This is a genomic window from Methylosinus sp. shoA (assembly GCF_059718125.1).
Genome location: NZ_AP046091.1, coordinates 1,681,909 through 1,694,982 on the forward strand (window position 1 = coordinate 1,681,909; position 13,074 = coordinate 1,694,982).

A 13,074-nucleotide genomic window follows, 5' to 3' on the forward strand; every position below is an offset into this window, starting at 1 on the left:
ATAAAAGTGAAAACAATCGCGATTTGTGCATATTAGATTGAATATAATCGTAGTTGCAGAGCGCCTGAGACGCGATATAGCGTATTTTTTCTCGTCACAACTTGGAATCATGGCTGAAAACGCCTCCGGGGAAGAGTGCAACGGCGCCGGTGCGAAAGTGACGCGATCGTATGGGATGCCCCGTTTCGCGGCCAGCCGGCTAAGCCACTTCCTGCCGTGGGGCGAGGCCGCGACGAGCCGCCTCGCCCGGAGCTTCGACGATCTCCACGATGCGTCCCTTGTCGAGGCGCACGAGCCGGTCCGCCGCTCCGAAATAGCGGTCGTCATGGGAGATCACGATCAGCGTCTTGCCCTGGGCTTTGAGGGCGGGCAGCATCTCGGTGTAGAACACCCGCCGAAAGGTCGGATCCTGCTCGGCCGCCCATTCGTCGAACACGACGATCGGCCGCTGCTCGAGATAGACCTGGATCAGGGCGAGGCGCTTGCGTTGACCCGCCGAAAGGTCGGTGGTCGAGAACTTGCCGTCCTCCACGCTGACCTTATGGGCGATCTCGAGCGCCTCGAGATAGGTCCCGGTCTTCTCCCGTACGTCGCCTTCCGGCGCAACGAGATCATCGAACAGGAAATAGTCGAAGAACACCGCGGAGATGAGCTGGCGGTAATCGTCGCGCCCCTCGGCGGTGATGGGCGCGCCGTTCAGCAACAACTCGCCCTCCTGTGGCGGATAGAGAGCGAGCAGGAGTTTGATCAGCGTGGTCTTGCCGCAGCCGTTTTCGCCGACGACGAAGAGAAGCTCGCCGCCGCGGACCGTGAGGTCGATGGGCCCGAGCGCGAAGGGCTCGGCGCCTTCCGCCGCCGGGAAAGCGTAACGGGCGCCGCGCAGCGCGATGCTGCCGATGCGCGGCGACGGTCCCGAAGGCGCCGGCGTCGGAAGAGCCGCCACGAAGCCGGGCTCTGGATTGGCGAAGTCGGCCGAGAGCTCGGCGATGCGCCGGAACGAGACCTGCGCATTGACGAAATGCGAATAGGCGGCGAGCGCCTGGTCGAGCGGCCCCTTCACATAAAGCAGGACCAGGACGAAGCCGGAGACCGCCGCGCGCTCGACTCCGAGCCAGCCCTGCCATCCGATGATCATCGCGATCATCACGAAGAACAGGGCGCTGTCGGCGGCGTTGGCCGACATGAAGATGCAGAACGCTCTGACCTTCATGTCGCGGATGCGGTCGATCGCCTGGGTCAGCAGCTCGCCATGCACGCGGCGGCGGCGATCGCGATTGAGGCGCAGCTCCTTCGCGCCGTCCGTGATGGCGCGGTAATGGCGATAGACTTCGTCCTGCGCGACGCGGGCCTCTTCGTAATAGGCCGATCCGCGCTTGCGGGCGCAATAGTTGACGAGAACCCCGGCGGCGATCGCGACCGCCACGATCAGGAACATGATCGGCGACAGGAAGACGAGATAGAGCACGCAGCCGGAGGTCACCGCCAATGCGATGGCGAGCGAGGAAAAACTGTAGGAGAAGATCGACACGGCGTCGACGTCCTGCCCGAGGACGGAGAGCAGCCGGTGCGCCTTGTACCGCTCGATCTGATCGATCGGCGCCGCCACGACCTTGGCGACGAGCTCCTTGCGCAAGGATGCGACGACCTGCTGCCCTATCCAGCTATTGCCGAGGTCCGAGACGATCTCGCCCATGAGCGTCACCGACACGAGCCCGGCGAAGGTCCACATCAATGCGGCGGCGATGTCGCCATCCGCATAGAGCGCGTGGTTGATCGTCGCCAGCAGCCAAGCCGTCGCGAGCCCGCTCAGCGCGCCCATGGCCGTGGCGAAAACGGCGATCGGCCAGAACGGCCGGAGCAGTCGTAGCGCTGTGCGCGCGAGCGTTTCCTGTTTCGGATGCATGGCTCCGCCTTTTCTGACCCCCTAGGGGCTCCTCGATATGTCAACGTGCGAACGCAGAAATTTCGGCAATCGTTTTCTTGATAATTTCGCCGCGTGAGACGGCCGGAGCCGTGTCGCCCTCCCGCGGCGCGTGACGAGCGCGGCGGAAGCGGGGAGTGGGCGGATGATTGCTGGTCTCCATGATCAAAAGTCCACGGCCGCCGACAATCTGAACATGCGCGGCACGCCTATCGTCACCCACCCGCCGTCGACTCCGGCCCAATAATCTCTGTCGAAAACGTTCTCGACACGGGCGCGCAGAACGACTGGGTTGCCGAAAGCGCGAAGGCGATATCGAGCGCCGACATCGAACCGAGTCCAGCCGGATATCTTCTGGGTGTTGGCCTGATCGAGAAATTGAGAGCTGGTCGCGATCATCCGGCCCGAGAGCGTCGCCCCCTCGAGGAAATCCGGATCCCATTCGATCCCGAAATTGCTCTGCCACTTGGGGACGCCGATCGCAGCCCTCCCATCGAACTCGCCATTGGCCGTCCTGGTGAGCGCGCCTTGCGTGTAGGCGAAGCCGCCGAGCAGGCGAACGCCCGGAACGACCTCTCCGAACACATTGAGCTCGACGCCGCGATTTTGCTGCTGGCCATCGAGGCCGAACGTCGAAACGTCGCCCACCGTCGTGATCACGGCGCTCGGTTGAGTGATCTCGAAAAAACTGGCCGTCACGGCGATCGCTCCGAAGTCGTATTTGACCCCGGCCTCGTTCTGCCTAGTGCGCACGGGCGGGAACGCCTGCCCGCGGTTCGCTCCGCCCGAGGCCGGGCCTTGCTCCAGGCCCTCGATATAGTTCGCATAGAGCGAAAGCCTTTCGAACGGCTTCACCACCAGAGCGAAAGCGGGCGTGAAGGCATGATCGCCATATTGCTGCGAAACGGTCGCGTCCGGGTCGAATATGTCCTGCGTGATCTGCTGGTAGCGAACGCCCGCCGTCAGCAAGACGCGATTGTCGAAGAAGGAGAGCGTATCGGCGAATGTGACGGTCGGGAATGTCTGTCTCCAATATTTCGGCGGCTTGCCGCTCTCGCCGGCGGTCGACGGTCGCACACGCCGAGCCGCGGCATAGATATTCGTCTCGAACTCCTCGAATCCGTAATATTGTCCGGTGTAGCTCATCGTCTGGAAAATGCTCGATGCGTTCAGACTTACTCTATGAGTGACCGGGCCTGTCGAGAACTCCCCGCGAGCTCCGATCTGCGCCGATATCCCATAGCCGTCGAACGGGGTGAAATATGTCCATCCGTCGGCATTCCCGAGCGCATCGGTAACGAATATGTCCGACGACAGATATTTCTCGTCGTAGCGACGATATCCGGCGGCCGCGTAGATCGTCCAATTTTTGCCGATATCATATTCGAGCTTGCTGATCACATAGGTGCTTCTCGACTTCGCATATTCCCAATTCTGATAAATTTGCTTCTCGAGATTTGGCGCGGAGAGGGACAGGACCTCGGAGGCGACGCCGAAGCCGGCGGCACCGGTGGGGCTCTCGACCTTCGAATTCACATGGCCGAAGTCGAGACTGGTTCGAAAATCTCCGCCGCGATAGTCGAGCGCAACGGCGCCGACGCCGAGCTCGGCGAATTGGCCGTCGATCGCGGTGTTTCCGCCCCGGAACAGGCCGTTGACGCGAACGCCCCATTCTTCGTTCGCGCCGAAGCGGCGTCCGACATCGACATGAGTTCCGAATAGACTATTGGAGAAATAGCTCGCCGTCACGCGGGTGATCGGCGTATCGGTCGCCCGCTTCGGAACGACATTCACGATTCCACCGAGCGCGGCGTAGCCGGTAAAGCCGTTCAACAATGCGTTCGGGCCCTTCAATATCTCCACCCGCTCCATCGTTTCGACCGGGATGAGACGCAATGGCGCGACGCTCCCCAATCCGTCGAACAACACCGTCGAAGAGCCGACGGTGAATCCTCTGATCCGGAGGCTGTCGCCCTGGCCCGCGGACGAGGCGAGGCCGGTCGTGAAGACGCGAACCGAGGGGTCGTTGGCGACGACGTCGGCAATGGTGGCGGCCTGCTGGTCCTGTATCGTCTTCGACGTATAGCCGGTGACGTTGAACGGCGCGTCCATGACGCTCGTGTTGCCGAGCAAGCCGAGCTTGGCGCCGGTCGCGACCTGACCGCCCGAATAGCCGGGCGGCGGGTCCCAATTCTCGATGTATTGTTGTTCCGCGCCGATCTCGATCGTGTCGAGCACCGTCGCGCCGTCATAGACGTCGGCGGCCTCGCGGTCGACCAGCGCAGCGGAGCCCGGAGCGGCGATGACCACATGAACGCCCGTGCCGGAGACGAGGAGCCGCAACGCCTCGGCCGGCGTCATGCCGCCATCGACCGGCGTGGACGTCTTGCCGCGAGCGAGCGCCGAGGCATAACTGATCTGCCAGCCGGTCTGGCGGATGAAAGCGTCGATCGCCGCACGGAGAGGCTGCGCCGGTATCGAGAAATTCATGATCTGATCGGCCGCCGCCGCGGGCGAGGATTGTTGCGTGCGAGCAGGCTGAGCGATCAAAGCCGCGCCGCTCACGACGACCGTGGTCGCCAGGAGCATCGACGCCGATCGACGACGCTCCGCACGCCCGTCTCGCGCCGACGCCCTTGCGAGCCCAGCCCTTGCGCACATTACTCGCACCCCCTTCTCGACAGGAGGGCCTCGGTCGACGTGACGCCGAAAATATCCCTCGTACAGCTGACGTTTCGAGAGAGCAGTGTCGGCAAAAAAATTGTAGCGTCAGAGAATGATGATGATCCCGCGCCCGGCAATCGACGGGCATCGTCACGCCGGCCGCGTCCGTCGACGTGCGAATGGCGCCTTCGATATTGTCGAGGCGAAGATTGCCCGTGATCGACAAGCAATATTGCCGAGAGCGTCGTCATCATCCGACTCCACTTCGACCGCGGCGCGCGCGCCGCGACGCCTGCGAACGGCGAGATTGCGCACCGTCTGATGCAGGAAGGCTTCGAGATGCTCGATCGGACCAATCTCCGCCGTGCGACGCACTCGCAGATAGGTTTCGTGCGCGAGGTCCTCCGTAATCTGCGCTTCTCCCACGATGCGCCTCACGCTCCACATCAGGGACCGGCGCTGGAGCTGGAAAACGTGATTCAGGGCCGCGAGCATATGCATACGCCCTCGTGACTGCAGCCGCGCCGACGCGAGAGAACGGCGACATTCACCAGCCGGCCGTTTGTTCGAGCGGATTCGTTCGCTCTGTCACCAGTCGCCGTACGCATGAACCGCGTACCTCCGCTCACCGATGGCGTCCGTTCCGGCCGCCGGAAAGCCCCTAGCCGCCAATACATATCGAAAGCGGAATCTACCTACAACAACAGTGATTTAGAACAAATCCAGAGAAAGTCGCGTCACCGTGCGCAATTCTTGTATGGGTCGGTCGGGTTTCGTGCTTGATTTTCCTGTGCGCGACCGGCCCGCTTCGGCGTCGCTCGGAGGACGCGACATCGCCTTCTTCTCGCCGCTTTTTGTATGAGTGCGGCCGGACTGCAACAATTATGGCGATCCGAAATCTTCCCGACGCGCGCGATCGATCGTCACGGTCGCCGTCGCGCGATTCTCCGCGCGCTCTCGCGATCCGATCCATGCCCTTCATGGCGATCGAGGCGCCGGCCTCCGACGATGTTGCGGCGCGAGTGGGCAGACGTCGCAATAGCTCTGTCCGGGCAATCGGTAGGACAGACAGCACTCGCGGCGCAGGGAGATGGCGGCGGCGACGCCGTTTTCGATGCGCACCGAAGTGCGCTGGCGACCGTAGAGAGGATTGGGACGACCGTCGGGACGAATGGGCTGCCGCAGCAGCGCCTCACGGTCCTCGGCGATGTGGCCGGCGTCGTCGGTCAGCGCCAGCGCCTGGTCGAGAATGGCCTCGAGATAGCGCGCCGCATTGCCCCAGAGAATTTTCTGCGCGAGGCGAGTCTGCCGACCAAAGGCCTCGAACAGCGGGTGGAGGTGCTCCTCGAGCAGAGGTCCATAGCGGACGGCCGTCGGAGAGCCGGGCATCGCGCGGCCTTCATGCATGATGTGAAAGCGAACGGGCGAGCCGACGTCGTCGAGACTTACCGCGACGTCGTCGACGCGCATCGGAAATCTGTGCTGCAGCACGCTCGCCGCAGCGGCGGCTGCAGGCAGCAAGCTCCACAAATAGTTCCGGCTCCAGGCCGAGGCCGCCGCCCGTAAATCGTCGCCGGTGACGCCGAGATGGGTCGCATAGCGGCGAATGGCGTCGCCGAGCAGAGCGTCGTCGCCCGCCGAGAGGCGGGAAACGGGGATGGCCCCGGACGGCCATTGGGACGCGCAGGCGAGCGTCTCGCCATATGCCGCCCATTCGCCTCGAAACAAAGGCGCGAGCAAGGGAATCATCGCTGCTTCCCCCGCGCGCCGCTGTTCCTCGGCAGACAAGGAGCCGGTCGGGCGTGGTTCCGAAAGCCGCGTCTCATGCACTCATGACGTTCCGGCCGGTCGGAATGTTTATGCCCGAAGCTCCCTATTCCGATCGAGCGGAGCTCTTTCGGCGATGCGTCGATGAGATCTCGCAACGCGCATTCGGCCGCACGCCGTGTCGGCGGCGTTGGCCAAAAGTGCTATTGGGCTTATCCTCGATAGGCGAGGATGAAGATCGCAAGCAGCCGATGCCCCGACGTTCCGCGCAAACCCTTCGATCCGACCGGATGTTGCAATGTCCGAATTTGTTCGGTTGCTCGTTTCGAATGTGCCGGCGATCGCCTTCGCCGCGGTTCTACTCATTGTGGCATTGCGACGCGGTGGCCGTCCGATCGCCGCTCGGCTCCTCGACTGGATGCTCCTGCTCGGCGCTGGAGTCGAATCGCTATGAGCGGACGGCTTCACCGGACTTCAATCCGATCGAGAAATCCCTCTCGAAGATCAAGTCCGTTCTCGAGCGCATCGCCGCGCGGACCGTCGACGCCCTCGACGCCGCGGTCGCGCAAGCCCTGCGAAGCTTCACACCGTGTGAATGCGCGAACTACTTTGCTGCGTCCGGCTACGACGCAGCTTGATATCGCGGTTGGGACGCATATTGCTATGCGCCCTCCGCACAAATCCGTACGTGCGGATTGGATCGTGCCCCAGCGGATGGTGTAGCTCTGGTCGGCCTTGGCAGGACCTCCGGCAACAGCCGGCTTGATCAAGCTGCCACGGCGAGCAGCTTGACGATGGGATCATCGCTCAGAGTGACGATTGTTTCCAGCGTCATATAGCGACCGCGCTGCACGGCCCATTCGTCGTTTTGCTCCAACAGGATCGCGCCGACGAGGCGTCTGATCGCCTTTTCGTCGGGGAAGATGCCGATGCCCTCGGTGCGGCGCTTGATCTCGCCGTTGAGGCGCTCGATGCCGTTGGTGGGATTGAATTTTCGGCCAGTGATCCTTGGGAAAGCTCGCATAGGCGAGCACGTCGCACTCGGCGTCGTCCATGAAAGCGGCGAGCTTGGGGAGCGCCGGCCGGAGCTGACCGGCGACCTTACGCCATTGCGTCTCGGCGGCGCCTTCGTCCTCTTGCGCGAAGGCGGTGGCGATCAGCGCCGAGACGACGCGCCGGCCGCTCCTGTCCGCATGGGCGAGCGCGTTGCGCATGAAGTGCACGCGGCAGCGCTGCCAGGAGGCGTTCATCATCTTGGCGACCGCGGCCTTCAGCCCCTCATGCGCGTCGGAGACGGCGAGCTTCACGCCTCGCAGTCCCCGTCGGCGTAGGCCGCGCAGGAACTCGGTCCAGAAGGTCTCAGCCTCTGAGGGGCCCGTATCCATTCCCAGCACTTCGCGGCGCCCATCGGCGTTGACGCCGACGGCGACGATCGTCGCCACCGAGACGATGCGGCCATTTTGGCGCGGCCTTCACATAGGTGGCGTCGATCCACAGATAGGGCCAATCGCCCTCGAGCGGGCGCTCGAAGAAGGCGTCGACCTTCTCGTCGATCTCCTGGCAGAGCCGACTGACTTGGCTCTTGGAGACGCCGGAGCCGCCCATGGCTTTGACGAGATCGTCGACGGAGCGTGTCGAGACCCCATGCACATAGGCTTCTCGAATAACGGCGGCGAGCGCCTTCTCGGCCATGCGGCGCGGCTCCAGGACGCAGGGAAGTAGGAGCCCTTGCGCAGCTTGGGGATGCGCAGCTCGACGATCCCGGCCCGCGTCTCCCAAACCCGGGGCGGTTCAGTTGCGCTGGACGCGGCGGTCCGCCGAGCGCTCGCCATGGGCGGCGCCGGTCAGGTCTCACATGCCGAGCCGTTCGCGTTCGTCGCCGCCGTCGCTCTGACTAACCTTAGCAGGGCGTGAACCCCGCGCCCGATCGGGCTGACCCAATCCGGGACCGGCGGTACAGGACCGGCACAAACCCTGTCCGAATCGGAAGCGGCGGAGTTCCGCCGCTGATTCCTTGCGAAAGGGTCGAGGGCCAGGGCTGCTGCGCTGGGCCGACGAGCGCTACGGATTCTGAGCCGGGCGAGGCTCGTCCTGCTGGCGGGGCGAGACGCCTCCGGCACGACAGTCGTCGATGAGCCAAGTACTGCCCGCATAGCGAAGCGACATCGAGGGAGAAGACATGTCTCTTTTTGCAATGCAAAAGCCTCGACGGACTGCACTAAAGGTGCGAGACTGAATGTGGCGAATGCTCCGGCGCGCCCGTCATGAGCGCGGTCGAAATCAGGCGCGCGAAGTCGACGATGGGGAGGAGCGGTCCATGAGAATCGAAGAGCTTCCCGAATTTCAGAACAAGCCCGAGCCATTTGCGCTGCAGGGCGACGAAATGGTGTCCACTGCCGTCGAAACCATGGCGGCGATGAACATCGGCTCCGTCGTCATCGTCGACGGCGATCGGAATGTGTGCGGCATCGTCACCGAGCGTGATCTTCTGCGCCGCCTGCTGGGTCGCAAGCTCGATCCGGAAACGACGCCGCTCTCCGTCATCATGACGCGAGAGCCCCACCTCGCGAAAGTCGACGACGAGCATTACGACTGGCTGCGCATGATGTCGAACAAGCGCTTCCGCCACTTGCCGGTCGTGGACGACGATGGGCGGCTTGTCAATCTGCTCTCCCAGGGCGACTTCGTCTCGCATTCCTGGCCCGAGCTGGTCGCCATGGTCAGCGGCAAGGCGTCCGAGACGATCAAGGGGCCCGCCGCGCAACTGCCGATTCTCCTCGGCGGCGTGATAATTTATACGTTCGCGATCGTCGCCCTGATGAAATTGCTGTAGGCGCTCGGCGTCGTCGACGATCGTATCGGCGACGCTCCGTTTCCGCAAACCTCATTGCACGCTCATCCCCAGTCGTTCGACGACGCGCCAAGCGGCGAAGAAGACGACGAAGATGATCGCGACGGCGGTTGCGACCAGCAAGATGGCCCTGCGCCTCGGAGCGCTATTCATCGCCCTCTCCCGCGTCTACGACCCGGCGAAAAACACCAAGCGTGAAAAATTGGTGTAATAGCCCTCGAGAGCCATGATCCCCATGAAGACGAGCACGGCGAGCGGCGGCAACAAGATCGCATAGACGAGCGCGAGCCGCTCCCATGCCATATGCATGAAGACAGCGACGATCAGCCCTGCCTTCAACAGCATGAAGGCGATGATGAGCGTCCAGCGCAGATAGCCGTGAAAGTTGAAATAATCGACGGCGTAGGAGCAGGCGCTCAGTACAAACAGCAGGATCCAGACGGTGAAATAGAGCTTGAGTGGATGCTGCTGACCTTGAACGTGAGCTTTCGGCGTCGCAGCGGGCGTATGGTGATAGCCGTGCTCACTCTCCACCCGAGCCACGGCCGTCGCATTCATCCTGTCTGTATTCGTCGTCGATGTCATGTCTGCCTCATAGGAGCGGCCGCCGCCGCGTGTCACCAGAGATAGAAGAAGGCGAAGATGAAGACCCAGACGAGGTCGACGAAGTGCCAATAGAGCCCGACGACCTCGACGATCTCATAATCGCCGGTGCGATGAGAATATGTGGTGCGGCGGCCGACTTCATAGTCGCCCCGCCAGACGTTGCGCCCGATGATGAGCAGAGCGATGACGCCCATGGACACGTGGAACCCATGGAAGCCGGTGATCATGAAGAAGGAGGAGCCGAACTGGGCGGCGCCGAACGGATTGCCCCAGGGTCGCACGCCCTCGTGAATGAGCTTGCTCCATTCGAAGGCCTGCATGCCGACGAAGGCTGCGCCGATGACGGCGGTCAGGACCAGCAGAATCGCGGCGGGCTTGCGCTTGCGCGCATAGGCGTAGTTCACCGCGAGCGCCATGGTGCCCGAGCTCGTGATGAGATCGAATGTCATGATGGCAATGAGGATCAGCGGAATTTTCCGACCGTTGAACTCGAGCGCAAAAATCTCGCTCGGATTCGGCCAATCCACCGTCGTGGAAATGCGCACCGTCATGTACGAAATCAGAAAACAGCTGAAGATGAAGGTGTCGCTGACGAGGAAGATCCACATCATCGCCTTGCGCCAGGACGCCGTCTTGAACGAGCGCTGGTCCGAGCTCCAGTCGGCCACGACGCCCAGAAGGCCCGACGGCCGTTTCGAGAGATGATCCGACGTGGTCGTGGGTTCCGCGGTCATGTGCCTCGTCCTGCGCTGGTTCAGCTGAGTATGCGTCGGCAGATGGCCCCGAGCGCGTCGGCCCGTCCGGTCAACATCAGGAAGAGCAGTAGCCAGACGAACAGGAGGAAGTGCCAATAGATCGCGCAAAGCTCGACGCTCGACGCGAGAGTTTCGTGCGGCCGCTGGTCCCGAACTTTGCCTATCGCGCCCGTCAATGCCACCAGCCCGCCGACCAGATGCACGCCATGGGCGCCGGTGAGCAGATAGAAGAAGGCGTTGGCCGGGTTGCCTGCGGCATAGACGCCGGCCGCGATGAAGTCGCGCCACGCCCAGAGCTGGCCCAGGACGAATAGCAGCGACAGAGCGGCGCTCGCGACGAGCCATGTCGCGAGCCGCTCACGCGCGCCCTGCATGGCGGCGGAATGCGCCATCTGCATCGTGACGCTGGCCGCGATGAGCGTCAGCGTGTTGATCACGAGCACGCCGGGCATGGGCGGCGTCTGCCAGTCGGGCGACTCCTGGCGCATGAAATACGCGGCCGTCATCAGCGAGAAGACGCAGGCCGCGACGGCGAGGAACACGACGAGACCAACCTTCGCCGCGGGCGGCGGCGAGACCGCGTCCCCCGGATAGGCTGCGACCTCGCCCTCCTGCAGCCAGGGCGCTTGCAGCACGCCCTGACGCCAAAGCCAAACCGCCGCGACGGCAGCGATCACGACGAAAAGCAGCCCCATCACGCTCATGACGAATGCTCTCCCGCGATCGGCGGCGCGTTCTGAGGGAGATAATCCTCCGGCGCGCCGGGGACGCTATAGGCGTAGGCCCAGCGATAGACGATCGGCGGCTCGTCGCCCCAGTTGCCATGGCCCGGCGGCGTCTGCGGCGTCTGCCATTCGAGCGAGGCCGCCCGCCAGGGGTTGCCGCCCGCAGGCTTGCCGTGCTTCAGGCTTCTGAACAGATTGTAGAAGAATATCGCCTGCGCGAAGCCGACGGCAAGCGCTATGACTGTGATCGCGATGTTGAGCAGATGCGCGGAGTCCGGGACGAAGGCGGTCTCGCCCAGCTCGTAGAAGCGGCGCGGCACGCCGAGCACGCCGAGGTAATGCATCGGGAAGAAAATCGCATAGGCTCCGAGGAAGGTGACCCAGAAATGGGTCTTTCCCAGCGTCTCGTCCATCATTCGGCCGGTGATCTTCGGATACCAATGATAGATCGCGCCGAAGATGACGAGAACGGGGGCGATGCCCATCACCATGTGGAAATGCGCGACGACGAAAAGCGTCTTCGACAGTGGCACGTCGACGATCACATTGCCGAGATAGAGGCCGGTGACGCCGCCATTGACGAAGGTGACCAGAAAGCCCAGCGCGAACAGCATCGGAGTGGTGAACCTGATGTCGGCGCGCCAGAGCGTGATCACCCAATTGTAGACTTTGAGCGCCGTCGGCACAGCGATGGCCAGCGTCGTCACGGCGAAGAAAAAGCCGAACAGGGGATCCATGCCGCTGACGTACATGTGATGGCCCCAGACCACCATGCTGAGCACGCCGATCGCGATGATCGCCCAGACCATCATCCGGTAGCCGAAGATATTCTTGCGCGCGTGAACGCTGATGAGATCGGATACGATGCCAAACGCCGGCAGCGCCACGATATAGACCTCTGGATGTCCGAAGAACCAGAAGAGATGCTGGAAGAGGAGCGGGCTGCCGCCGACATATTCCTTGCGGTCGCCGAACTCGACGATCGACGGCATGAAGAAGCTCGTTCCGAGCGTGCGGTCGAAAAGAAGCATCACGCAGGCGACGAATAGGCCCGGAAAGGCCAGCAGCGCCATCACCGCCGCGGCGAAAATGCCCCAGACGGTGAGCGGCATGCGCATCAGCGTCATGCCGCGTGTGCGCGCCTGCAGCACGGTCACGACATAGTTGAGACCGCCCATCGTGAAGCCGACGATGAACAGGATGAGCGAAGCGAGCATCATGATGATGCCGTAGTCGTAACCCGGCGTGCCGGTGAGGATCGATTGCGGCGGATAGAGCGTCCACCCGGCTCCGGAGGGACCGCCCGGCACGAAATAGCTCGCCGTCAGAACCAGTGTCGCGAGCAGATAGACCCAGTAGCTGAGCATGTTGACGAAGGGAAACACCATGTCCCGCGCGCCCACCATCAACGGTATCAAGTAATTGCCGAAGCCTCCCAGGAAGATGGCTGTCAGCATGTAGACGACCATGATCATGCCGTGCATGGTCACGGCTTGGTAATAGACCTTGGCGTCGATGAGAGGCACGGCGCCGGGAAAGGCGAGCTGAATGCGAATGACCCAGGACAAGACCAGTGCGAGCACGCCGATGGCGATGGCGGTGCCGGCATATTGGATGGCGATGACCTTGGCGTCCTGAGAGAAGATATATTTTGTTATGAAACTATGCGCGTGAAACAGCTCCATCTCTGGAACTTCCGCGGGCAGGACCGCGTCCTCGGGTCGTCCCGTCAGGTCGGTCATCGGCTCGTGTCTCCTCCCGCCCCATTCGATGCGCCATGCGCTG

General features: G+C 63.0%; 10 protein-coding genes and 2 pseudogenes. 3 read left to right on the plus strand and 9 right to left on the minus strand.

Annotated features, from left to right (window positions below; genetic code table 11):
- Nucleotides 1-199: 199 nt before the first annotated feature.
- The 3 genes from AC6IW9_RS07540 to AC6IW9_RS07550 form a co-directional block, all read right to left on the minus strand.
- On the minus strand, nucleotides 200-1,903 hold the full coding sequence (locus tag AC6IW9_RS07540; RefSeq protein WP_497770925.1) for a cyclic peptide export ABC transporter: 1,704 nt from the start codon (nucleotides 1,901-1,903) through the stop codon (nucleotides 200-202).
- A gap of 183 nt (nucleotides 1,904-2,086) precedes the next feature.
- On the minus strand, nucleotides 2,087-4,510 hold the full coding sequence (locus AC6IW9_RS07545; protein ID WP_497770928.1) for a TonB-dependent siderophore receptor: 2,424 nt from the start codon (nucleotides 4,508-4,510) through the stop codon (nucleotides 2,087-2,089).
- 225 nt (nucleotides 4,511-4,735) lie between these two features.
- Nucleotides 4,736-4,996, minus strand: coding sequence for a hypothetical protein (locus AC6IW9_RS07550; protein ID WP_497772462.1), 261 nt, complete (start codon nucleotides 4,994-4,996; stop codon nucleotides 4,736-4,738).
- Between AC6IW9_RS07550 and AC6IW9_RS07555 the strand changes: the two genes are divergently transcribed.
- Nucleotides 4,907-5,098, plus strand: a complete 192-nt coding sequence (locus AC6IW9_RS07555; protein ID WP_497772601.1) for a hypothetical protein — start codon at nucleotides 4,907-4,909, stop codon at nucleotides 5,096-5,098. The two genes, AC6IW9_RS07550 and AC6IW9_RS07555, sit on opposite strands and share 90 nt — an antisense overlap.
- Nucleotides 5,099-5,563: 465 nt before the next feature.
- Here the strand turns inward: AC6IW9_RS07555 and fhuF are convergent, their stop codons facing one another.
- Nucleotides 5,564-6,334: a siderophore-iron reductase FhuF gene (gene fhuF / locus AC6IW9_RS07560; RefSeq protein ID WP_497770931.1), complete on the minus strand. Its 771-nt coding sequence runs from the start codon at nucleotides 6,332-6,334 to the stop codon at nucleotides 5,564-5,566.
- Between the two features lie 482 nt (nucleotides 6,335-6,816).
- Here fhuF and AC6IW9_RS07565 point away from each other — a divergent pair.
- Nucleotides 6,817-6,990, plus strand: a pseudogene (locus tag AC6IW9_RS07565) (IS630 family transposase); the annotation flags it as partial.
- A 128-nt stretch (nucleotides 6,991-7,118) separates the two neighbouring features.
- Here the strand turns inward: AC6IW9_RS07565 and AC6IW9_RS07570 are convergent.
- Nucleotides 7,119-8,197: pseudogene (locus AC6IW9_RS07570) on the minus strand (IS256 family transposase); the annotation flags it as partial.
- Nucleotides 8,198-8,669: 472 nt separating this feature from the next.
- Here AC6IW9_RS07570 and AC6IW9_RS07575 point away from each other — a divergent pair.
- On the plus strand, nucleotides 8,670-9,185 hold the full coding sequence (locus AC6IW9_RS07575; RefSeq protein ID WP_497770934.1) for a CBS domain-containing protein: 516 nt from the start codon (nucleotides 8,670-8,672) through the stop codon (nucleotides 9,183-9,185).
- 186 nt (nucleotides 9,186-9,371) lie between these two features.
- Here AC6IW9_RS07575 and AC6IW9_RS07580 read toward each other — a convergent pair whose 3' ends face one another.
- The 4 genes from AC6IW9_RS07580 to AC6IW9_RS07595 are packed head-to-tail and all read right to left on the minus strand — an operon-like array spanning nucleotide 9,372 to nucleotide 13,031.
- Nucleotides 9,372-9,761, minus strand: coding sequence for a cytochrome C oxidase subunit IV family protein (locus AC6IW9_RS07580; RefSeq protein WP_497772463.1), 390 nt, complete (start codon nucleotides 9,759-9,761; stop codon nucleotides 9,372-9,374).
- A 59-nt stretch (nucleotides 9,762-9,820) separates the two neighbouring features.
- Complete coding sequence (locus tag AC6IW9_RS07585; RefSeq protein ID WP_497770937.1) at nucleotides 9,821-10,543, minus strand: heme-copper oxidase subunit III family protein; 723 nt, start codon at nucleotides 10,541-10,543, stop codon at nucleotides 9,821-9,823.
- Nucleotides 10,544-10,563: 20 nt separating this feature from the next.
- Nucleotides 10,564-11,268 (minus strand): cytochrome c oxidase subunit 3, encoded by a 705-nt coding sequence (locus AC6IW9_RS07590; RefSeq protein WP_497770940.1) that lies wholly within the window; start codon nucleotides 11,266-11,268, stop codon nucleotides 10,564-10,566.
- The gene (locus tag AC6IW9_RS07595; RefSeq protein ID WP_497770943.1) at nucleotides 11,265-13,031 is read right to left on the minus strand and encodes a cytochrome c oxidase subunit I; all 1,767 of its coding nucleotides are present in this window, start codon (nucleotides 13,029-13,031) and stop codon (nucleotides 11,265-11,267) included. Before AC6IW9_RS07595 ends, AC6IW9_RS07590 begins: the two co-directional genes overlap by 4 nt.
- Between the last annotated feature and the right edge of the window lie 43 nt (nucleotides 13,032-13,074).